This window comes from Polaromonas sp. Polasp52, assembly GCF_059491565.1.
Map to the genome: position 1 here is coordinate 3476842 of NZ_CP168513.1, position 20459 is coordinate 3497300.

The 20459-nt window shown below is 63.3% G+C and carries 27 protein-coding genes and 3 tRNA genes; 21 read left to right on the plus strand and 9 right to left on the minus strand.

What is annotated here, in order from left to right; translation table 11 throughout:
• Nucleotides 1-3 precede the first annotated feature (3 nt).
• Nucleotides 4-1062, plus strand: coding sequence for an A/G-specific adenine glycosylase (gene mutY, locus ACEN9P_RS16205; protein ID WP_477662327.1), 1059 nt, complete (start codon nucleotides 4-6; stop codon nucleotides 1060-1062).
• Between the two features lie 5 nt (nucleotides 1063-1067).
• Here mutY and rapZ read toward each other — a convergent pair whose 3' ends face one another.
• From rapZ to ACEN9P_RS16220, 3 genes are read right to left on the minus strand one after another with little or no spacing between them, the layout of a single operon-like run.
• Nucleotides 1068-1934 carry an RNase adapter RapZ gene (rapZ, locus tag ACEN9P_RS16210; RefSeq protein WP_477662326.1) on the minus strand — a complete coding sequence of 289 codons (867 nt, stop codon included), beginning with the start codon at nucleotides 1932-1934 and terminating at the stop codon, nucleotides 1068-1070.
• A complete protein-coding gene (gene recN, locus ACEN9P_RS16215) occupies nucleotides 1934-3577 on the minus strand; it encodes a DNA repair protein RecN (RefSeq protein ID WP_495619805.1) in 1644 nt (547 codons plus the stop codon). The genes rapZ and recN overlap by 1 nt, the downstream gene beginning before the upstream one ends.
• 18 nt (nucleotides 3578-3595) lie before the next feature.
• Nucleotides 3596-4471: an NAD kinase gene (locus ACEN9P_RS16220; RefSeq protein ID WP_477662324.1), complete on the minus strand. Its 876-nt coding sequence runs from the start codon at nucleotides 4469-4471 to the stop codon at nucleotides 3596-3598.
• A gap of 48 nt (nucleotides 4472-4519) precedes the next feature.
• On the opposite strand from ACEN9P_RS16220, the gene hrcA reads away from it, so the two are divergent.
• The 5 genes from hrcA to greB all read left to right on the plus strand — a co-directional run bounded on the left by hrcA (nucleotide 4520) and on the right by greB (nucleotide 6789).
• Nucleotides 4520-5539 carry a heat-inducible transcriptional repressor HrcA gene (gene hrcA, locus ACEN9P_RS16225; protein WP_477662323.1) on the plus strand — a complete coding sequence of 340 codons (1020 nt, stop codon included), beginning with the start codon at nucleotides 4520-4522 and terminating at the stop codon, nucleotides 5537-5539.
• A 45-nt stretch (nucleotides 5540-5584) separates the two neighbouring features.
• Nucleotides 5585-5661: transfer RNA gene (locus ACEN9P_RS16230), tRNA-Ile, on the plus strand.
• 27 nt (nucleotides 5662-5688) lie between these two features.
• Nucleotides 5689-5765: transfer RNA gene (locus ACEN9P_RS16235), tRNA-Arg, on the plus strand.
• Nucleotides 5766-5923: 158 nt separating this feature from the next.
• Entirely contained in the window at nucleotides 5924-6175 is a 252-nt protein-coding gene (locus ACEN9P_RS16240) for a hypothetical protein (protein ID WP_477662322.1), read from the plus strand.
• A 44-nt stretch (nucleotides 6176-6219) separates the two neighbouring features.
• Entirely contained in the window at nucleotides 6220-6789 is a 570-nt protein-coding gene (gene greB / locus ACEN9P_RS16245; protein WP_495619806.1) for a transcription elongation factor GreB, read from the plus strand.
• 18 nt (nucleotides 6790-6807) lie between these two features.
• Here the strand turns inward: greB and ACEN9P_RS16250 are convergent, their stop codons facing one another.
• From ACEN9P_RS16250 to ACEN9P_RS16265, 4 genes are all read right to left on the minus strand, one after another.
• Complete coding sequence (locus ACEN9P_RS16250; RefSeq protein ID WP_036840818.1) at nucleotides 6808-9054, minus strand: RelA/SpoT family protein; 2247 nt, start codon at nucleotides 9052-9054, stop codon at nucleotides 6808-6810.
• A gap of 109 nt (nucleotides 9055-9163) precedes the next feature.
• Nucleotides 9164-9367: a DNA-directed RNA polymerase subunit omega gene (gene rpoZ, locus ACEN9P_RS16255; protein WP_007874743.1), complete on the minus strand. Its 204-nt coding sequence runs from the start codon at nucleotides 9365-9367 to the stop codon at nucleotides 9164-9166.
• A 41-nt stretch (nucleotides 9368-9408) separates the two neighbouring features.
• On the minus strand, nucleotides 9409-10029 hold the full coding sequence (gene gmk, locus ACEN9P_RS16260; RefSeq protein ID WP_074576638.1) for a guanylate kinase: 621 nt from the start codon (nucleotides 10027-10029) through the stop codon (nucleotides 9409-9411).
• Nucleotides 10030-10076: 47 nt separating this feature from the next.
• Entirely contained in the window at nucleotides 10077-10994 is a 918-nt protein-coding gene (locus tag ACEN9P_RS16265) for a YicC/YloC family endoribonuclease (protein ID WP_495619807.1), read from the minus strand.
• A gap of 77 nt (nucleotides 10995-11071) precedes the next feature.
• Between ACEN9P_RS16265 and ACEN9P_RS16270 the strand changes: the two genes are divergently transcribed.
• The 6 genes from ACEN9P_RS16270 to ACEN9P_RS16295 all read left to right on the plus strand — a co-directional run bounded on the left by ACEN9P_RS16270 (nucleotide 11072) and on the right by ACEN9P_RS16295 (nucleotide 15870).
• Nucleotides 11072-12079 carry a serine/threonine protein kinase gene (locus tag ACEN9P_RS16270; RefSeq protein ID WP_007874747.1) on the plus strand — a complete coding sequence of 336 codons (1008 nt, stop codon included), beginning with the start codon at nucleotides 11072-11074 and terminating at the stop codon, nucleotides 12077-12079.
• Nucleotides 12076-12978: a PP2C family protein-serine/threonine phosphatase gene (locus tag ACEN9P_RS16275; protein WP_007874749.1), complete on the plus strand. Its 903-nt coding sequence runs from the start codon at nucleotides 12076-12078 to the stop codon at nucleotides 12976-12978. Before ACEN9P_RS16270 ends, ACEN9P_RS16275 begins: the two co-directional genes overlap by 4 nt.
• Before the next feature lie 99 nt (nucleotides 12979-13077).
• Nucleotides 13078-13806 carry a ribonuclease PH gene (gene rph, locus ACEN9P_RS16280; protein WP_477662319.1) on the plus strand — a complete coding sequence of 243 codons (729 nt, stop codon included), beginning with the start codon at nucleotides 13078-13080 and terminating at the stop codon, nucleotides 13804-13806.
• 14 nt (nucleotides 13807-13820) lie between these two features.
• Entirely contained in the window at nucleotides 13821-14441 is a 621-nt protein-coding gene (rdgB, locus tag ACEN9P_RS16285) for an RdgB/HAM1 family non-canonical purine NTP pyrophosphatase (RefSeq protein ID WP_477662318.1), read from the plus strand.
• Between the two features lie 8 nt (nucleotides 14442-14449).
• Nucleotides 14450-15640, plus strand: coding sequence for a radical SAM family heme chaperone HemW (gene hemW, locus ACEN9P_RS16290; protein WP_495619808.1), 1191 nt, complete (start codon nucleotides 14450-14452; stop codon nucleotides 15638-15640).
• 17 nt (nucleotides 15641-15657) lie between these two features.
• Nucleotides 15658-15870 (plus strand): hypothetical protein, encoded by a 213-nt coding sequence (locus ACEN9P_RS16295; protein ID WP_007874753.1) that lies wholly within the window; start codon nucleotides 15658-15660, stop codon nucleotides 15868-15870.
• 27 nt (nucleotides 15871-15897) lie between these two features.
• Here ACEN9P_RS16295 and ACEN9P_RS16300 read toward each other — a convergent pair whose 3' ends face one another.
• Nucleotides 15898-16209: an I78 family peptidase inhibitor gene (locus ACEN9P_RS16300; protein WP_495619809.1), complete on the minus strand. Its 312-nt coding sequence runs from the start codon at nucleotides 16207-16209 to the stop codon at nucleotides 15898-15900.
• Between ACEN9P_RS16300 and ACEN9P_RS16305 the strand changes: the two genes are divergently transcribed.
• The gene (locus ACEN9P_RS16305; protein ID WP_495619810.1) at nucleotides 16208-16513 is read left to right on the plus strand and encodes a hypothetical protein; all 306 of its coding nucleotides are present in this window, start codon (nucleotides 16208-16210) and stop codon (nucleotides 16511-16513) included. The two genes, ACEN9P_RS16300 and ACEN9P_RS16305, sit on opposite strands and share 2 nt — an antisense overlap.
• Here ACEN9P_RS16305 and ACEN9P_RS16310 read toward each other — a convergent pair.
• A complete protein-coding gene (locus ACEN9P_RS16310; protein WP_477662314.1) occupies nucleotides 16490-16840 on the minus strand; it encodes a lysozyme inhibitor LprI family protein in 351 nt (116 codons plus the stop codon). The two genes, ACEN9P_RS16305 and ACEN9P_RS16310, sit on opposite strands and share 24 nt — an antisense overlap.
• 293 nt (nucleotides 16841-17133) lie before the next feature.
• Here ACEN9P_RS16310 and ACEN9P_RS16315 point away from each other — a divergent pair.
• From ACEN9P_RS16315 to ACEN9P_RS16350, 8 genes are all read left to right on the plus strand, one after another.
• A tRNA-Ser gene (locus tag ACEN9P_RS16315) sits at nucleotides 17134-17223 on the plus strand.
• Nucleotides 17224-17599: 376 nt separating this feature from the next.
• A complete protein-coding gene (locus ACEN9P_RS16320) occupies nucleotides 17600-17857 on the plus strand; it encodes a hypothetical protein (protein ID WP_495619811.1) in 258 nt (85 codons plus the stop codon).
• Nucleotides 17854-19056, plus strand: coding sequence for a replication initiation factor domain-containing protein (locus ACEN9P_RS16325; protein WP_495619812.1), 1203 nt, complete (start codon nucleotides 17854-17856; stop codon nucleotides 19054-19056). Before ACEN9P_RS16320 ends, ACEN9P_RS16325 begins: the two co-directional genes overlap by 4 nt.
• A gap of 27 nt (nucleotides 19057-19083) precedes the next feature.
• Complete coding sequence (locus ACEN9P_RS16330) at nucleotides 19084-19419, plus strand: hypothetical protein (RefSeq protein ID WP_007870454.1); 336 nt, start codon at nucleotides 19084-19086, stop codon at nucleotides 19417-19419.
• A 2-nt stretch (nucleotides 19420-19421) separates the two neighbouring features.
• Nucleotides 19422-19649: a hypothetical protein gene (locus ACEN9P_RS16335; RefSeq protein WP_495619813.1), complete on the plus strand. Its 228-nt coding sequence runs from the start codon at nucleotides 19422-19424 to the stop codon at nucleotides 19647-19649.
• Between the two features lie 23 nt (nucleotides 19650-19672).
• Nucleotides 19673-19813, plus strand: coding sequence for a hypothetical protein (locus ACEN9P_RS16340; RefSeq protein WP_495619814.1), 141 nt, complete (start codon nucleotides 19673-19675; stop codon nucleotides 19811-19813).
• 149 nt (nucleotides 19814-19962) lie between these two features.
• Nucleotides 19963-20154, plus strand: coding sequence for a hypothetical protein (locus ACEN9P_RS16345; protein ID WP_495619815.1), 192 nt, complete (start codon nucleotides 19963-19965; stop codon nucleotides 20152-20154).
• Entirely contained in the window at nucleotides 20154-20366 is a 213-nt protein-coding gene (locus ACEN9P_RS16350) for a hypothetical protein (protein ID WP_495619816.1), read from the plus strand. The genes ACEN9P_RS16345 and ACEN9P_RS16350 overlap by 1 nt, the downstream gene beginning before the upstream one ends.
• The last annotated feature ends 93 nt before the right edge of the window (nucleotides 20367-20459 follow it).

Genomic DNA, 20459 nt, shown 5'->3' on the forward strand with positions numbered 1-20459 from the left:
GCCTTGCCTGCTGGTTTTTCCGCGGAAATCGTCCGCTGGCAAAGCACTCACGGGCGCAACAGCCTGCCCTGGCAGAACACGCGCGATCCCTATCGCGTATGGCTGTCCGAAATCATGCTGCAGCAGACCCAGGTCGCGACCGTGCTCGATTACTACGCGCGATTCCTGCAGCGCTTCCCCACGGTCGCCCAATTGGCCGCCGCGAGCGAAGATGAAGTACTGGGCCTGTGGAGCGGGCTGGGCTATTACAGCCGCGCGCGCAACCTGCACCGCTGCGCAAAAGACGTGGTGGCCCTGCACGGCGGGCAATTTCCGGGCACGGCGGAGCAGCTCCAGACCCTGCCCGGCATAGGCCGTTCGACAGCGGCCGCGATTGCCTCCTTCTGTTTCGGCGAGCGTGTCGCCATCCTGGACGGCAACGTCAAGCGGGTGCTCACGCGGGTGCTGGGTTTTTCCGCCGACCTGGCCCAAAGCGCCAATGAAAAAGCGCTGTGGAACCTGGCGACGGAGCTGCTGCCCAAGCGAAACCTTTCCGAAGCCATGCCGCGCTACACCCAGGGGCTGATGGATCTGGGCGCGTCTATCTGCGCCGGGCGCCAGCCGCAGTGCCTGCTGTGCCCCGTCCAGAAGCTGTGCCGCGGTTTTGCCGAGGGTGAGCCCGGAAAATACCCCGTCAAGACCCGCAAGCTCAAGCGCAGCGCCCAGGGTCTGAGCCTGCTGTGGGCGCAGCGGCCCGACGGTTCCGTCTGGCTTGAAAGGCGCCCGGGTCGGGGTGTCTGGGGCGGGTTGTATTGCCTGCCGGTGTTCGACAGCGATGACGAACTCAAGGCGGTGCTGCCGGCTTCGCTGCAATCCCGGCTCGACCCGCTACCGCAGTTTGTCCATGTGCTGACCCACAAGGATTTGTATTTGTCGCCGTGGGTTGCGGGCTTTGGCGCCGGCCAGGCCCTGCCCAAGGCCATGGTGTCGGAGGAGCGGCCGGGCGCCTGGTTCAGCCCCGATGCCTGGCCCGGCCTGGGCCTGCCCGCGCCCATACGCAAGCTGCTCGCGCAGGACGCCTGACGCCCCTAGCCGGCGTCCAGTTCGCGGTGCCGCTTCAGCGTGCGCCAGTGCGGGCTGAAGGTCACCGCCAGTTCTTCAACCAGGTAGACCGAGCGGTGCTGGCCGCCGGTGCAGCCTATGGCAACCGTCACATAGCTGCGGTGGTCGCGTACCAGCGCATTCAGCCAGTGCTTGAGGAATTGCTCGATGTGGCTGAACATTTCACCGACTTCGGCATGCCCCCTGAGGTAGTCCGCCACCGGCTGGTCCCGTCCCGTCAGCTCGCGCAGGCCTGACTCATAGTGCGGGTTGGGCAGCATGCGCACGTCGAACACATAGTCGGCGTCCAGCGGCACGCCGCGCTTGAACGCGAAGGATTCAAACACCAGCGTCAGCTGCGTGATGGGTGCGGAGATCAGCGATTTCACGTAACCCTGCAGCTGCGACGACCGGATCATGCTGGTGTCCAGCACATGGGCCTGCTCGCGCATTTCACCGAGCAGCTCGCGCTCCAGTTCGATGGCGTCCACCAGCGCGCGGTGCTGGTCGGAGGCGTCTATGCGCGACAGCGGATGCAGCCGGCGCGTCTCCGAAAATCGGCGCACCAGGGTTTCGGTGTTGGCGTCCAGGAACAGCGACTGCACCACCACGCCGGATTCGCGCAGCTGGCGCAGCTGCTGGGGCACCAGCGGCAGCGAGGTGGCGCTGCGCACGTCCATGGCAATCGCCACCTTTTGCGCGCCGTGCTGCTGCTCCAGCGCGACGAAGGGCGTGAGCAGTTCCGGGGGCAGGTTGTCGACGCAGTAATAACCGGCGTCCTCCAGCGCATGCAGGGCCACGGATTTACCCGAGCCCGACATGCCGGTGATGAGGACCATTTCCAGCGCCGCCATCACTGCCCCAGCATTTCCTTGGCATGGGCCAGCGTGGTGCCGGAGAGGCGCTCGCCGCCCAGCATGCGGGCGATTTCGGCCACGCGCTGTTCGCCGTTGACATGGTCCACGGCGCTCAGGGTGACGCCGTTTTCGGCGCGCTTGGCCACCACCAGGTGCTGGTCGGCGCAGGCCGCCACCTGGGGCAAATGGGTGACGGCCATGACCTGGCGGTCCTTGCCCAGCTGCTTCATCAGGCGGCCCACGGTTTCGGCGACGGCGCCGCCCACGCCCGAATCCACCTCGTCAAAAATCAGGGTTTCGGCCTGCCCGAGCTGGCTGGTGGTGACGGCAATGGCCAGCGCGATGCGCGACAGCTCGCCGCCCGAGGCCACCTTGCCGACCGGGCGCGGCGTGCTGCCGGCGTGGCCGGCCACCAGGAACTCGGCCTGTTCGAGGCCGTGCTGGGCGGGTTGCTCCAGTTTGGCCAGCGCCACGTCGAATTTGCCGCCCTGCATGCCCAGCCCCTGCATGGCCTGGGTGATGGCCTTGGCGAGTTTGGGCGCGGCCTTGCCGCGGGCCTTGGACACCTGGCCGGCTTCCTCGAGGTAGGCGGCCTTGGCCTGGGCCTCGTTCTTTTCCAGCTGGGCCAGGTCGGCCGCGGCATTGAGTTTTTGCAGCTCGGCCTGCCAGGAGGCCAGCAATTCCGGCAGCTCGGCCGGCGTGCGTTTGTAGCGGCGCGCCAGGCTGACCCACAGCGACAGCCGCTCGTCCAGTTCGGCCAGGCGCTGCGGCTCGAGTTCGGCATGGCGGGCATAGCCGTTGAGCGAGTGCACGGTGTCTTCCATCTGCGCCAGCGCGCCGTTCAGGACCTCGATCATGGCCTTGAATTCGGGCTCTATGTGTTCCTGGTTCTGCAGTGCGGTGATCGCGCGGCCCAGCAGCGCGTTGGCGTTGTCGTCGGACTCCTGCAGGGCGTCGACGGCGGTCTGCACCGCATCGCGCAGGGCCTGGGCATTCGACAGGCGCCCGTGCTGGGCATTGAGTTCATCCCACTCCTCGGCGCCGGGCGCGAGCTTGTCCACTTCGCCGATCTGCCAGGCCAGGCGCTCGCGTTCGCGCTGCAGGCTGTCCTGGGCATCGCGCGCTTCCACCAAGGTCTTTTGCGCCAGGCGCCACTGCTGCCAGCGGCGCGAGAGTTCGTCCGTGGAAACGTCCGCATAAGAGTCCAGCAGGCCGCGCACCGCGTCGGGTCGCGTCAGGCTTTGCCAGGCATGCTGGCCGTGGATGTCGACCAGCTGGTCGGCGATCTCCTTGAGCTGGGTGGCGGTGGCCGCGCTGCCGTTGATCCAGGCGCGGCTTTTGCCCTGCGCGTCTACCGTGCGGCGCAGCAGCAGGGTGTCGCCGCCGTCGAAGCCGGCCTGTTCCAGCCAGGGGGCCAGGCTGTGGGGGCTGTCGAATTCGGCGCTGATCTCGCAGCGCGCCGCGCTTTCGCGCACCACGCCGGCATCGGCGCGCGCGCCCAGCGCAAGTTGCAGCGCGTCGATCAGGATGGATTTGCCGGCGCCGGTTTCACCGGTGAGCACCGTGAACCCGCCGGACAGGTCCAGTTCGAGTTCGTGGACGATGACAAAATCGCGAAGCGAGATGCTTTTGAGGCTCATAAGGTGGATACGGGCCGGTCAGGCCCCGCCTTCATTCCAGTGGAGTTTTTTGCGCAAGGTGTCAAAGTAGCTCCAGCCCTTGGGATGGAGAAAACGCATCTGGTGCTCCGAACGCCTGACGGTGATGCGGTCGCCGTGCAGCAGGCTGGCCAGCGACTGCATGTCGAAATTGGCGCTGGCGTCCCGGCCGGCGACGATTTCAATCGTGATCTCGCCCGAGTCTGACAGCACGATGGGCCGGTTCGACAGGGTGTGCGGCGCAATCGGCGCCAACACCCAGCCGGCAATCGAGGGGTGCAGCAGCGGGCCGCCGGCCGACAGCGCATAGGCCGTGGAGCCGGTGGGCGAGGCGATGATCAGGCCGTCGGCGCGCTGGTTGGCCACGAAGCGGCCGTCCACCTCCACGCGAAGCTCCACCATGCCGGCGGTCGCCCCGCGGTTGACCACCACGTCGTTCATGGCGGTGGCGCTGAAGACGCAGCGGCCGTCGCGCACCACCTTGGCCTGCATCATCCAGCGGCGGTCTTCCTCGTACTCGCCGCGCAGCATGGGGATCAGCGTGGCCTGGTAGCCCTCAAAGGCGATGTCCGTGATGAAGCCGAGCCGGCCCTGGTTGATGCCCACCAGCGGGATGCCGAACTGCGCCAGCAGCCGGCCTATGCCCAGCATGGTGCCGTCGCCGCCGACCACCAGGGCCAGGTCGCACTGGGCGCCTATGCCGGCCGCGTCCAGCGTCGGGAATTGCGTGAGGCCGGTGTTGCTGGCGGTGTCCTGCTCTATCGCCACCTCGCAGCCCTGGGTGCCCAGGAAATGCGCGATATCCTCCAGCGCCGACCGGGAACCTTGCGCGTGGTACTTGCCGATCAGGGCGACATGGCGGAATTGCGACTTCATCGGCAAATTACATCACAACATCCGGCCCAGGCTTCGTAGAATGTCGGCATGCTTGATGATCGTGCGCGGTTGCTTCTCAAGGCGCTGGTGGAGCGCTACATTGCCGACGGGCAACCGGTGGGTTCGCGCACGCTGTCCAAGGCCTCGGGCCTGGAGCTGTCTCCCGCCACCATCCGCAATGTCATGAGCGACCTTGAGGAGCTCGGCCTGATCGTCAGCCCGCACACCTCGGCCGGCCGTATTCCCACGGCGCGCGGCTACCGCCTCTTCGTCGACACCATGCTGACCACGCAGCGCGACCCGTTCCCCGCCGCCGGCCAGATAGGCGCGCCACGGCTGGCGCCCGACCAGCCGCAGAAGGTGCTCAGCAACGCGGCGCACATGCTGTCCAGCCTGTCGCAGTTCGTCGGCGTGGTCATGGCGCCGCGCCGGACTTCGGTGTTCCGCCATATCGAGTTTTTGCGCCTGTCGGAAAAACGCTTCCTCGTGATCATCGTGTCGCCCGACGGCGACGTGCAGAACCGGGTCATCTTCACCGAGGCCGACTACACCCAGTCGCAGCTCGTGGAGGCCGCCAATTTCCTCAATTCGCACTACGCCGGCATGGCCATCGAGGAAGTGCGCGAGCGCCTGAAAAACGAGGTCGAGGCGCTGCGCGGCGAGATCGCCACCCTGATGCAGGCCGCGGTCAAGGTCAGCTCCGAGGCCATCGAATCGCGCGACGAGGTCGTGATCTCCGGCGAACGCAACCTGCTGGCCGTCAGCGATTTCTCCGGCGACATGGGCAACCTGCGCAAGCTGTTCGACCTCTTCGAGCAAAAAGCGCAGCTGATGCGCCTGCTCGACGTGTCCAGCCGCGCCGAAGGCGTTCGCATCTACATAGGCGGCGAAAGCCAGGTCGTTCCCTACCAGGAGCTGTCGGTGGTGACAGCGCCCTATGAGGTCGACGGCCAGGTCGTGGGCACGCTGGGCGTCATAGGCCCCATGCGCATGCCCTACGAAAAAATGATCCAGATTGTCGATATCACCTCCAAACTGGTCAGCACCGCCCTCAGCCACAGCAAGTAGGCCCGGGAACCGGCCCCGGACGCCCTTACAATCTCCCTCTTGTGTGGGGCGTTAGCTCAGTTGGTTAGAGCAGAGGACTCATAATCCTTTGGTCGAGTGTTCAAGTCACTCACGCCCTACCATTTAAATAAGCTATAATTTGAGGCTTAGCGGCTGTAGCTCAGTTGGATAGAGTACTTGGCTACGAACCAAGGGGTCGTGGGTTCAATTCCTGCCAGCCGCACCACTTTCATTAGTGATTTCAATAGCTTAGAGGCTCACCCCTCTAGGCTATTTTTCTTTCTGCCTGGGGTTTAGTGGTTTTCCTGGGGCCGGGCGGCGCCGTATGGGCTGTACGGCCGGCGGGTGCTCCGCTATTCTGGATGCTCATTCCGGAGGAGAGACATGGAAGCACTGAAGGTCGAGGACCACGGCGAGTGGCTCAGTTTTGGGATTTCGCATGCGGGCCAGGCGATTCCCGTGAAAATTTCACGCGAGGTGATGCAGGAATTTTTCGGCGCCGCGCCGGGAGACTCCCTGAAAAAAGCCTATGAGCTGGATGCCGAGATGATCCATGCCCGGGCCGCCGACCTCGTCGTGGCGGGCACGAGCTACACGCCTGACAATCCCCTGGTCCTGAGGATGGAAGATTTTTAGGGGCATTCGCGGCTGGCGGCCATGAATGCTAAGGTGGCCGGAGCATGAACAAAGCCTTTACCAAAGAAACCGACGAGTCCGAGGACGACGAGCCCGCGCTCGCGCCCCTGCCCGGCGGGGGCAAAAACTACATCACGCCGCAGGGCTACGAGCGCCTGCGCGGCGAGTTGCTGGACCTGATAGACAACGAGCGACCCAAGATGGTCGAGATTGTTCACTGGGCCGCCAGCAACGGCGACCGCTCGGAGAACGGCGACTACCACTACGGCAAAAAGCGCCTGCGCGAAATCGACAGGCGCATCCGCTTCCTGACAAAAAGGCTGGAAATCGCGGAAGTCAGCAATCCCTCCATCCACCACGGCAGCGACCAGGCCTTCTTCGGTGCCACCGTGACCTATGCCGATGACGAGGGCGTCGAGCGCGTCGTGACCATACTCGGGATCGACGAGGCCAACAGCGCCCTGGGGCAGATCAGCTGGATATCGCCCGTAGCCAGGGCGCTGCTCAAGTCGCGCGTGGGCGATGAGGTCAGCCTGGTGACGCCACAAGGCGTGCAGACGCTGGAAGTGCTCAAGGTGGACTACCCGGCGCCCGATGGGCGCATGGCCGGCTAACTGCCCCTAAGAGCCGTTCTAACCGGTTGATTTGGCGCGCTGAACCCTCAGGACTGAGGGCGTGCGCTTGACGCTGCGCAAGGCCGAGGCCAGGTGGACGCGGTCGCGCACCGCCACGCCAAAGCGCAGGTCGGTCGCGTCGTGCGAAGGTTCCTGCTCCATGTCGACGTGGGTGATGTCGGCTTCGGCGCTGGCCAGCGCGGCCGCCACCCTGGCCAGCACGCCCTTGCCGTTGGACACCGTCACCAGCAGGTTGGTCTCAAAAGTGCGCACCGGTTCGTCCGACCAGTCGACCGCGATGAAGCGCTCGCTGTCGCGGTGCTGCAGGCGCTTGGCGACGGCGCAGTCGTCGGTGTGTATCACCAGGCCCTCGCCGCGGCCCAGGTAGCCGACGATGCCGTCGCCCGGGATGGGCCGGCAGCAGGGCGCGAACTGCACCGAGGCGCCTTCGCTGCCGTCTATCACCAGGCCGCCTTGCGACACCGACTCGTGGGCGGTGTAGCGCTCGCGGCTCATCAAGAGCGCATTGGGTTTTTCGCCGGTCTCGGCCAGCAGGGTCACGATGCGCTTGGCGACCATGCTGGCGATCCGTTTGCCCAGGCCGATGTCGGTCAGCAGGTCGGCGCGCGAGCGGTTGCCGGTAAAACGCAGGATTTTTTCCCAGGTGGCGTGGTGGGCCTCGTCGTCCTCGGGCAGGCGCTCGCGCTCTATGCCCTCTGCGCGTAGCGCCTGGGCCAGCATTTTTTCGCCCAGGTCCTGCGACTCCGACAGCGCCATGGTCTTGAGGTGGTGGCGAATCTTGGAGCGCGCCTTGCCCGTGCGCACAAAGCCCAGCCAGCCCGGATTCGGGCTGGAAACCGAGGCCGTGATGATCTCGATCACGTCGCCGTTGTGCAGCTCGGAGCGCAGCGGCACCTGCTCGCCGTTGACCTTGGCGGCCACGGCGCGGTGGCCCACGTCGCTGTGGATGGCGTAGGCGAAGTCGACGATGGTGGCGCCGCGCGGCATGGCCATGATCTGGCTTTTCGGCGTGAACACATACACCGCCTCGGGGAACAGGTCGATCTTGACGTGGTCCCAGAACTCGGCGGCATCGCGCGTTTCCTGCTGGATATCGAGCAGCGACTGCAGCCACTGCGTGCCCAGGCGCTGCGAGGCATCGCTGTCCGGGTCGGTGGCCTTGTAGAGCCAGTGAGCCGCCACGCCGGACTCGGCCACTACATGCATGGCCTCGGTGCGCATCTGGAACTCGATGTTGGTGCCGAAAGGGCCGACCAGCGTTGTGTGCAGCGACTGGTAGCCGTTGATCTTGGGAATCGCGATGTAGTCCTTGAACTTGCCGGGCAGCGGCTTGTAGAGCTGGTGCAGCACGCCCATGGCCGTGTAGCAGGCGGTCAGGTCCTTCACGATCACGCGAAAGCCGTAGAGGTCGGTGACCTGGGCGAAGGACAGGTGTTTTTCGTCCATCTTGCGGTAGATGGAGTACAGCGTCTTTTCGCGCCCCGAGATGACCACCGGCACCTGTGCATTGGAAAAGGCCGATTCGACCTCGCCCTGCACCCGCTTGATCACGTCACGGCGGCGGCCGCGCGCCTTTTGCAGGGCCTTGGTCAGGGTGGCGTAGCGCCAGGGGTGCAGGTGCTGGAAGGAGAGGTCCTGCAGTTCGCGGTAGGTGGTGTTCAGGCCCAGGCGGTGGGCGATGGGTGCGTAGATGTCCAGGGTTTCACGCGAGATGCGCGTCCACTTGGCGCGCGGCACGTCGCCCAGCGTGCGCATGTTGTGGGTGCGGTCGGCCAGCTTGATCAGGATGACCCGGACGTCGCGCGCCATGGCCAGCAGCATCTTGCGAAAGGACTCGGCCTGGTTTTCCTCGCGGGTGTTGAATTCCAGCTTTTCGAGCTTGGTCAGCCCGTCCACCAGCTCGGCCACCGGGGCACCGAAGCGGTCTATCAACTCGGGCTTGGTGACGCCGCAGTCTTCAATCGCATCGTGCAGCAGGGCCGCCATCAGGGCCTGCGCATCGAGCTTCCATTCGGCGCACTGCTGCGCCACGGCAATCGGGTGGGTGATGTAGGGCTCGCCGCTGTTGCGCAGCTGCCCCAGGTGGGCCTCGTCGGCGAAACGGTAGGCGCGGCGGACATTGTCGATGTCGGCGGCGCTCATATAGTCCAGCCTGGCCGTGAGCGCGGCAAAACTCGCGGCCGCGGCATTGGCGGCGGCCGGGGTCGATTTGCTGGCAACAACAGGCGAAAGCATGGCGCTCATGCCTTAAATGTATCGCGGCATGAATAAAACGTGAAAAAAATGGACTTTTGGGGGGTGGAAATGAAAAAAGCACCGATATTCGGTGCTTTTTGCGAAGCTGAACGGTGTCTCAGGTGGGGACTTTTTTCAGCATTTCCAGGCCGATCTTGCCTTCGGCGATTTCGCGCAGGGCGGTCACGCCGGGCTTGTTCTTGCTTTCAATCTTGGGGGCATGGCCCTGGCTCAGCATGCGTGCGCGGTAGGTGGCGGCCAGCACCAGCTGGAAGCGGTTCGGGATTTTCTCGAGGCAATCTTCGACGGTAATGCGGGCCATGGTGATCTCCGGTGTGATCGATAAGGGAAAAAGCGCTGAAATCAGGGAATTTGAAGGGCCTGAAAGGTCTCGGCACGGGCGCGCCGCTGGGCCGAAAACTTGAGCCTCTGGGCATGCACAATGGTTTTCAGGTCGAAAACCGCCCGCTCAAACAACTCGTTGATTATAACGAAGTCGAATTCCCGGGCCTGGGCCATCTCCAGGGCGGCATTCTTGAGCCGCAACTCGATGACTTCGGGGCTGTCCTCGCCGCGCCGCTGCAGGCGGGAGCGCAATTCTTCCCAGCTGGGCGGCAGGATGAAGATCAGCACCGCATTGGAAAAAATCCGTTTGATGTTGATGGCACCCTGGAAGTCGATTTCCAGGATCACGTCGGCGCCGTGGGCCACCCGCTCTTCAATGGTCTGGCGCGAGGTGCCGTAGCGGTGGCCGTGCACATGGGCCCATTCCAGGAAGGCGTCGCGCGCCACCATGCCGTCGAATTCCTCGGGGGACAGGAAAAAGTACTCCCTGCCGTGTTTTTCCTGGCCGCGCGGTGGGCGGGTGGTGTGCGACACCGAGGGCTGGATACCTGAATCCAGTTCCATCAAGGCCTTGACCAGGCTGGATTTGCCCGCCCCGCTGGGGGCGGCCACGACAAATAGGTTTCCGGGATAGTCCATGCGTTCGGGGCGGTGAGTGCTTATATGTATGAGGGGGTGGCCGGGGGCTATTCGATGTTCTGGACCTGCTCGCGGATCTGCTCGATCAGCACCTTCATGTCCACCGAAATACGGGTCAGCTCCAGCGACGCGGATTTGGAACCCAGTGTATTGGCTTCGCGGTGCAGCTCCTGGATCAGGAAATCCAGGCGCTTGCCGAGCTCGCCGCCGCTGGCCAGCAGGCGGTCGATTTCGTCGAGGTGCGACGACAGCCGGGTGATTTCTTCGGCCACGTCTATGCGTATGGCGAAGGCCGTGGCCTCGGTCAGGGCCCGGTCCTGGGCGATTTCCGGCAAGGTGCTGCCGTCCGACAGGGCCATGGCCTCTTTCCAGCGCTCCAGGAAGCGGTTTTTCTGCTGCTCCACCAGCTTGGGCACCATGGGCACCGCCAGCGCGGCCAGCGCGCGCAGCTGCGCGGTGCGGTCCAGCAGCATCTCGGCCAGGCGGGCACCCTCGCGTTCACGGGCGGCCATCAGCTCTTTCAGGGCTTTTTTGGCCAGCTTGAGCAGCTCTTCGCTGTAGTCGTGTGGTTTTTTGTCTTCATTCGTCGCAATTCTGAGAATATCTGCGACGCTCAGCGCCCCGGCCTGCGGCAGCCAGGACTTGATGCTGTCCTCCAGCGAGCCCAGGCGCTGCAAGGTGGCCGAGGAGGGCGCGCGCAGGTTGCCCGACGAGGCGCTTTCCAGCGAAACCCGCACCTCGACCTTGCCGCGCTTGAGTTTGCCGGTCAGCAGTTCGCGCAGCGCCGGTTCGGCCTGCCGCAGCTCATCGGGCAGGCGGAAAGCCAGATCCAGGAAGCGGCTGTTGACGGAGCGTATTTCGACGCCCAGACGGGAACTGGCGTCCGGGCCCGATTCAGTTTCCGGGGCGGATTGCGCCATGCTTGATTGCACGGTCGCATAACCCGTCATGCTGTAAACTGACATTTTTAGATACGCTTTACTAGACTAGAGAGAGAAACAAGACCCAGGTTGACATTGTCATGTCTGGGCAACCCCAAATTATGTCAAAGGTCAAGCCTGCACCATTGCCGCCCGACACCGTGATTGGTGGCTATCGTGTTGTGCGAAAGCTTTCGGCCGGGGGCTTCGGGGTAGTTTACTTGGCCGTCGACAACGAGGGCCAGCAGGTCGCCATCAAGGAATACCTGCCGTCTTCCCTGGCCAGCCGCTCGCCGGGCGAGCTGCTTCCCCAGGTCCAGCCCGAAAAACTCTCGCTGTACCGCCTCGGCCTCAAGAGCTTCTTTGAAGAAGGCCGCTCCCTCGCCCAGATTTCGCACGGTTCCGTGGTCAGCGTGCTGAACTTCTTCCGCGAGAACGAAACCGTCTACATGGTGATGAACTACCTGGAGGGCGGCACCCTGCAGGACTTCATCATCACGGCCCGCGAGCTCAAAAAGCAGAAGGTCTTTCGCGAATCGACCATACGCTCGCTGTTCGACGAGATCCTGCGCGGCCTTCGCATCGTGCACCAGCACAAGATGCTGCACCTGGACATCAAGCCCGCCAACATCTTCATCACCGACGACAACCGCGCCGTCATGATCGATTTCGGCGCCGCCCGCGAGGTGCTGAGCAAGGAAGGCAACTTCATCCGTCCCATGTACACGCCCGGCTTCGCCGCGCCCGAGATGTACCGCCGCGACTCCTCCATGGGCCCCTGGACCGATATTTACGCGATCGGCGCCTGCATTTACGCCACCATGCAGGGCTACCCGCCCAACGACGCGCCCCAGCGCCTTGAAAAAGACCGTCTGTCGCTTGCCCTGTCGCGGCTGCGCGGCGTCTATTCCGATAACCTCATTGAGGTTGTAGAGTGGTGCATGTCCCTCGATCCGCTGTCACGGCCCCAGTCGGTCTTCGCCCTGCAAAAAGAGCTGAGCCGGGAAGGCGAGCGCCGCTACACCAAGCTCACCGTCAGCGAAAAGGTTCGCCTGCAGTTTGACAACATGGTGTCCGACACCAAAAAATCCGCGCGCAAGGCCACCGGCTACGCGACCAAATTCAAATGAAATTCTCAGTCTTTCAGGTCAGCCGCAAAGGCGGGCGCGAAAAGAACGAAGACCGCATGGGCTATTGCTACACGCGCGAATCGGGCCTTTTCGTGCTGGCCGACGGCATGGGCGGCCATCCTGAAGGCGAGGTGGCGGCCCAGCTCGCCCTGCAGACCATCTCGGCGCTCTACCAGAAGGAAGCGCGCCCCGTCATTGAGGACACCACCGAATTCCTCTCCACCGCCCTGATGGCGGCGCACCACCAGATCATCCGCTACGCCAGCGAAAAAGGCATGCTGGACACGCCGCGCACCACACTGGTGGCCGCCATCCTGCAGGGCACGGGCGCCACCTGGGTGCACTGCGGCGATTCGCGCCTGTACGTCGTGCGCGACGGCGAACTGCTCACGCGCACACGCGACCATTCCTACCTTGAGCAGCAAAGCGCCGGCGTCATCAAGCTCGAGCGCATCAACCGCAACATCCTTTTCACCTGCCTGGGCTCGCCGACCAAGCCCGTCTTCGACGTCGCCGGCCCCGTCACCCTGCAGCAGGGCGACAAGCTGCTGCTGTGCTCCGACGGCCTCTGGGGCAGCCTCAGCGACGCCGAGATCGTGCGCCAGCTGGCCAGCAAGGGCGTGTCCGACGCGGTGCCCGACCTGGTCGAGAACGCCCTGCGCACCGGCGGCGAGCACAGCGACAACGTCACCGTGCTGGCCATGGAGTGGGAAACCCCCGACGCCTTCGAGTCCACCCGCGGCGTTTCCACCGACAGCATCATGGACGGCGTGTTCGCCTCCACCATCCAGGCCGGCGTGCTCGACTCGGTGGTCGACGACCTCGACGAGGCCACCATAGAGCGCTCCATCGCCGAGATCAACGAAGCCATACGCCGCTCGGCCGCCAGAAAAGCCTGATACCGGCGGCCTTTTTTCAGGTGCCGGCCGGCCATCCCGCTTTTTCCCTGTTTTTTCACTTCGCTGATCCCCCGGCGTTTTTGCCAGAAAGCCATTCCCATGAGCCAGTTTGAACGAAGCGGCGCGCGCGCCGCCGATGCCCTGCGCAGCGTGCGCATCACCCGCCACTACACCGCTTACGCCGAAGGCTCGGTGCTGATCGAGTTCGGCGGCACCAAGGTGCTGTGCACCGCCTCTGTCGAAGAAAAAGTCCCCGGCCACAAAAAAGGCAGCGGCGAAGGCTGGGTCACCGCCGAATACGGCATGCTGCCCCGCGCCACCCACACCCGCAGCGACCGCGAAGCCGCCCGCGGCAAACAAAGCGGCCGCACGCAGGAAATCCAGCGCCTGATAGGCCGCTCCATGCGTTCGGTGTTTGACCTGAAGAAACTCGGCGAGCGCACCATCCACCTGGACTGCGACGTCATCCAGGCCGACGGCGGCACCCGCACCGCCAGCATCACCGGCGCCTTTGTCGCCGCGCAGGATGCGGTCAACACCCTGATCGCCGGCGGCAAGCTCACGCAAAGCCCCATCATCGACCACGTCGCCGCCATCTCGGTCGGCATCGTGCAGGGCACGCCGCTGCTGGACCTCGAATACACCGAAGACTCCGCCTGCGACACCGACATGAACGTCGTCATGACCGGCGCCGGCAATTACGTCGAAGTGCAGGGCACGGCCGAAGGAGCGGCCTTCTCGCGCAAGGAAATGGACGCGCTGCTGGTGCTCGCCGAAAAAGGCATCACCGAGCTGGTGGGCCTGCAAAAGCAGGCGCTGGCCGGTTGATTCGCCCGCCGCCCATGAAAAAAATCGTACTGGCCTCCAACAACCCCGGCAAGCTCGCCGAGCTCAAGGCCATGTTCGCGCCCCTGGGGCTGGAACTCGTGAGCCAGGCCGAGCTGGGCCTGCCCGAGGCCGAAGAGCCGTTTCGCACCTTTGTCGAAAATGCCCTCGCCAAGGCCCGCCAGGCTTCCCGCTTGAGCGGCCTGCCCGCGCTGGCCGACGACGCGGGCCTGTGCGTCGACGCCTTCGGCGGGCTGCCGGGCGTCGACACCGCTTTTTACGCCACGCGCTTCGGCTACACCAAGGGCGACGACAACAACGTCAAGGCCTTGCTTGAGCAGATGGCCCACCTGGTCCAACCCGCCCAGCGCCGCGCCGCGCTGGTCAGCACGCTGGTGGCCGTTCGCTCCGACAAAGACCCCGAGCCGCTGATCGCCTCCGGCCGCGTCGCCGGGCAGATCGCGCCGGCACCCGTGGGTGACAACGGTTTCGGCTTCGACCCCGTGATGTTCATCCCCGAGTTCGGCAAAACCTTTGCGCAGTTGCCCGTTGAGGTCAAGAACGCCAACAGCCATAGAGGCAAGGCCGCGCGCCGCATGATCGAACTCATGCGCGAGCAGTGGTTACCCACATCCTGAGGCCGGCCATGGCGCAGCAAGACATCCAGCACTACATGCGCAGCGGCACGCTGCAGCTGGCCGCGCTGCCGCCGCTGTCGCTTTATGTGCACCTGCCCTGGTGCATACGCAAGTGCCCCTATTGCGACTTCAATTCGCACGAAGCCGTCGGCGAAATGCCTGAGCAGCGCTATATAGACGCGGTCATCGCCGACCTCGAGGCCGCGCTGCCCCTGGTCTGGGGCCGCACCGTGCACAGCATCTTCATAGGCGGCGGCACGCCCAGCCTGTTTTCGCCGCAGGCCATAGACCGCCTGCTGGGCGACATACGCGCGCGCTTGAGGCTCGAAGCCGATTGCGAGGTCACGCTTGAAGCCAACCCCGGCACTTTTGAAAAAGACCGCTTCAAGGCCTTTCGCGCCGCCGGTGTCACGCGCTTGTCCGTCGGGGTGCAAAGCTTTGACGACCAGCACCTCAAGGCCCTGGGCCGCGTGCATGACCGGGCCCAGGCCATCGCCGCGGTCGAGGAGGCCGCGCAGGCCTTTGACACCTTCAACCTCGACATCATGTACGCGCTGCCCGGCCAGACCATGGAAAGCCTGGAGCGCGACATGCGCCAGGCCTTGGCCCTGCAGCCGCCCCACATCTCCATCTACCACCTCACGATAGAGCCCAACACCTACTTCGCGAAATTCCCGCCCGTGGTGCCCGAGGAAGACACGGCCTACGCCATGCTCGACAAAATCACTGAGCTGACCGAGGCGGCCGGCCTGCGGCGCTATGAAGTCTCGGCCTACGCCAAGGCCGGCCACCCATGCTTTCACAACCTCAACTACTGGCAGTTCGGCGACTACCTGGGAATAGGCGCGGGCGCCCACAGCAAGCTCAGTTTTGCGCATCGCGTGGTGCGCCAGGTGCGCTTTCGCGAACCCAGGCTCTACATGGAAAAAGCCCTGGCCGGCGAAGCCGTCACGCAAGAGACCGAAGTCAGCCGTGCCGACCTGCCGTTTGAGTTCATGCTCAATGCGCTGCGCTTGCGCGAGGGCTTCAAGCTGCAGGACTTCACCGAAAAAACCGGCCTGCCCATCACCGCCATCCAGCAGGGCCTCGAAGAAGCCGAGCGCAAGGGGCTGATAGAACGCGACTTCGCGCGCGTCAAGCCCACCGAGCGCGGCTTTGATTTTTTGAACGACCTGCAGTCACTGTTCCTGGCCGGCTAACGCAAGGCCCGAATCGCATGGAAACTCCCGCCCTTATCTTCCTGGTTGTCAGCTGCGCCATCAGTTTCGGCCTGGGCCGGCTCTTTGTGCATTTCCGCGACAAGAAGCGCAAGAAGGCGGCCGAGGAGCGCGAAGCCCAGGCACTGCGCAACCGCCCGCCCGAACCCGAATCCCTCAACAAGGCCAAGCGCAAACGGCAGCTTCAGCAAGCCGCCAAAGGCAAGCGCTGATTCAGCGCATCGGTTGCGCGGGGCCCATCAACCGCAGCTGACCCGCGTCACACGGCCCGCGTCATCGACCGTGAGGTTGAGCCGCTCGGCGCTGAACTCCATGGTCACGACCTGGTTGGGCCTGAGCACCCGCACCGCCTTCGCGCCGGCGCGTGTGCGCGCCTCATTTTCAAGCGCGGCATCCGCAGTGCGGCCCACAGCGAACTGGGCCGGGGCGGCGTTGCAGCGGGTTGAGACGGGGGCGGGATCGGTGGACTGGCCGGGGGCGGGGCTGCTGCCGCAGGCAGATAGCAGCAGAAAGGTGGTGGCGGCAAAAGCCGCAAGTATTGGCAGACGCATGATGAAGTTCTTTCGAAAGATAGCGGCTGGAGCCAATGCCGCGCGATTGGTTTGTCAAAACTTGCAGGGGTGCTCCTTAGCTGAGTATGAACAGAGATGGCAAGGCGGCATGGCCGCCACCCCAACAGGAAGCTACGCCAAATGCGCCGGCAAAGAGCTGAAGTATCACAAGGATGCAGGCTCCGAGTGCCTTCATGAACGAGCCAAACGACGACCCGCTAATTTCTCCTCAGCGATTGTTCTCTCCCTTGCCCTTGCGCCTATTGAGGATCTGGGCGTTTTACTTCGCGTGATCGAGATTTGACATGGGCCACAGTGCCGGCTTGCCGTCCAGGCCGGCGCGTAGGTTCTTGAGTTGTCCAAGCCTCTGAAGGGTGTAAACCGATACGCAGTGGTCAAGCACCGCGTCCGAGTTGCCCGCGCCGGCGGCGTCAAGCCAGCAGGTGCTGTCAACGTGCTGCTTCCATTTGGTCTGGGAATCGGCAAGGTCCTTCGCGTTAAATGCGGTGCGCCCCGACTCAGCCTCGCGTGCGATGGCTTTCACAACCGTGGTCATCTGAACATTCAACGCGGCCAATTCCCGTGCAAAGCACGCCCGCGCTTCAACCGAGCCTGGTGTTCCGACAAGCATGTCTGTACAGGACTCCACTCCCGCCTGCACTGCCGAACATGCGCATAGAGCAAACACTGTGACGAACTTTGAGAGCCTCATGTAGTTATACATTTCGCGTCCAATGAAGTTATTTGGTTGATGCGGGGGCGTCAATGAATGTGACGCGTCTGAGTGTATGCCGAGGAGGTTTGGCCATCGGATCGGTCGGGGCAGCAATGACGTCCATGGTCGTGGAAAAACCGAAGCGGCCCGTCGCTGAGAGGTGGGCCTAGTGCAGTGGCCCATAACGATGCGGTTAAACTACCCGACTCGGAAGCGTGGCAGAGCGGTTGAATGCAGCAGTCTTGAAAACTGCCGAGGATGCAAGTCCTCCGTGAGTTCGAATCTCACCGCTTCCGCCAGCTATTGGCACTAGTCTTTAGACGTGCTAGTAGTTCACTGTCTGGCTCTGCCTCAAGAGCCGCGACTGCAATCCAGTGCTCTGGATTCTCTCCTAATTTGATAGCAAGGTTTCCAGCAAGGACGGGGCTCAAGCGCCCACGTTTCTTCGCGATGGACAACGCCGATTCTGTCAAATTCAACTCCCGGGCCCACGCCGACGCGCGCTGTTTTTGAAGCGCTTGATCCAGTAATTGCATCGTGTTTGGCATGGTTTACCCCTTCGGTTAACTATGGATTATGCACACCCTGTTAAGAAAATGCTTGACGGGTTGTTAAGTCTATATCTACATTCGAGCCACTTAACGCCCCGTTAAGTCACTTACATGGCTCGCACACATGCAACAGAAAAAACCGATTCAAGGGCAGTCCGGCGCGGCGATGGTTCATTCCAACATTGGCCACCTTGCCCGTTCTGAGTTTTTGAAGACCTGGCCCTTCATGGCCAGCAAAACCCTTGACGAGATTTACGCCTTTGGTCGCGAGGCGCACGCAGCCGAGCGCGCCAAAGGGGCCCCGCTTGCGGGGAAGGGCGCGAGCGGCTGCGGGCCCGTCCAAAACCTCCCCGTTGGTAATCACGGGGATAACAACCTATGACACGCCCCAGCCGCTCATCACTGGTCCTGGACGGTTCCGAAGTTAAATACCGCCTCGAAGCCGAACGCATGGCTTCCAAGACACCGGTCCACGTCGATTGGGTCCGCTTCACCGTCCTGCGGCGCAACGCTCCGTATGTCCCGGTTGATCTGCTCTTTCCCCATCCCGATACCAACATCTGGGACGAGAACTACAGGGCTGCGCAGCAAGCCCGCGTCTTGCGCGAAATACCCGACTGCGACTTTGACGCCTCCACCCAGGCCCTGGACCTGGCACAAACCGTTGCGATGGCCCTCGGCCCTGACTTCGTCGTCAATCCCGAGTTCAAGAAGGGCCACGACTTCTACAAATTCCGCTGGTGCATAGAGCGCAACGGCGCTGAATGTGGATGGGTCGGCTTCCTGTCCTCCGGCGACTCGCCGCGCCAGAAAGCGCAAGCCCAAACCATCCATTGCAACCTGTTCGGGATGGCTTGCACTTTCGCCAACCACGGCTGGCGCGACCGCCTGGCCGACATCCTCGAAGAACGCGAAGCGACCCTCACCAGGTGCGACCTGGCGCTTGACTTCTTCGACGGCTACCCCGGCGGCATCAAGGCCATACGCGACGACTACAACGAAGGTCGCTGCAACGTCGGCGGCAAGCTGCTCAAGGTCAACTTTGTAGGCGACTGGTCCGAGCACTCCCACGGCGGGCGCTCCATCTACTTCGGCTCCAAGGAGGCCGGCAAAGAAACCAACGCCTACGAAAAAGGCGACCAGCTGTTTGGCATAGACGCGGGAAGCCCATGGCTTCGCCTGGAGCTGCGCTACGGCAACAAGCTGCGAGTGCTGCCGGTGGACATGCTGCGCCGGCCGGCCGACTTCTTCGCGGGTGCATCGGAGTGGCACGCTTCAGCGCTGGCCCTGGCTGATGCCGCAGCGGCCCCGCAAAAGGTATCCACCACAGCGCGCCTGCCCATGGAAACCGTCGAAGCCGAATGCGTAAGAAACATCCGCTGGACCCTGCAGACCGCCGCACCGTCCCTTGCTGCTGCTTTCAAGTTCCTCGGCAATGAAGAGTTCCTGGCCTTTGTCTGCCACCAGAAGCTGCCCGGACGCCTTCAAAAATTCATGCCCGCAGAGCTGGGCCGTTCATTCGCGGCGGCATTCGGTCGCCTTTCACAGCCAGAAGGCGCCCCGGCCTTCGCGATGGCTTAACAAAAGGGGAGAGGAGTTAGTTCAACCATGAAAATGAAAAGCCAAGCCATCTGCACTGGCATCAAAGAGTCGTCAGGCACCTTCGAGGAAACCAAGAAGGCCTTCAGCTCGACCACCTTCCACCTGATCGTGGACGTCGCGGAAAACTCCGCCGGCCGCTCCATCGGCTCCGTCTCGCGCCCCTTCAAGTTCGGCGACGCGACCGAGTTCGAAAAGTGGGCACACCTGGGCAAGTCCTGGCCCGTCACGGGCCTGCTTTGCGACTGCGAATTCGACGTGGTGGCCGGCGCCGACAACGCCTCCAAGCTCACCCTGGTGGGCATCAAGCCCGCGCCACAACAGCAAGCCAGAGCGGCGGCCTAACCATGCGCCTCCTCATCCAGTCCAAAACGACCGGGAAGTTCCTCTGTCCTGCACTGGATGGGGGTCAGCCCGTGTGGGTCGCATCGCTGCGCGAAGCCGGCGGCGGTGTCGTCTCCGACCTCGAAACGGTCAACCAGCTTGTCGAAGACAACTGCGACTTTGAAGACATGCCGCAACTCATTGACCTGGACCGCCTCGGCACGGAACGCGATTACAGCAAGAGCACATGAAACACCCCAATTCATCGTTTCGCATGCGAAACCCCGTCCGCACCCACAACCGCTTTGCGGCGGCTTGGGTCTACATCCACCAGGCGCTGATCACCTGCGTCGAGGTCCTGCGCCTCGGCGTGCGTGATGCCCGCGCCACATTGCGCCACCGCGCTAAACACTAGGAGAACGACATGGCCTGGTATAGCTGCCACGCCTGTGGGCATGACGCCCACTTCGTAGATTTCAAGGTTGATCCGGAGTCGGACGCGGAAGAGCCGGACCTGGAATGCCCCGAGTGTGGCTCTGACAAGGTTTCGGAAGATTGATTCGCGTGCAACTTTTCGCCGTCGGGCGAGCTGAAAGAGGGAATGCAATGTCTGATTGTTCTGGTGGTGATTCTTCGTTTGTCGGTGTTTGCCAAAACTGTCGCTACGTGATTGAGGAAGAAGAAATCGATGATTCGCAAGCGGGGGTTGAATGCCCTTCGTGCGGCTCGGATGACGTGGTGTTTGAGGAGGCTTGATGCGCTTCCTGATCTGCACGGTAGACCTGGACCCATGCCCTCCAGAGAACCTGTCCTCGCTCAGCCTGGCTGAGTCGCTAGACCCGGGCCTCTTGGGCATCACACCACAAGGAGTTTTGAAAGCTTATTCAGCGGGATTAGGTGCCGTGCTGATGCTTTGGGTCATCGGCTACGGCATCGGGTTGGCGACTGGGTTGATACGCAAGGTTTGACTCCAGCCGGGAAGCCGCCAGCGTTGTGAAACGTCGTGGCTTCTCGGGTGTAGTTCCGGGGTGTTCCCGGAAAACACCATTTGAAAAAGGAAT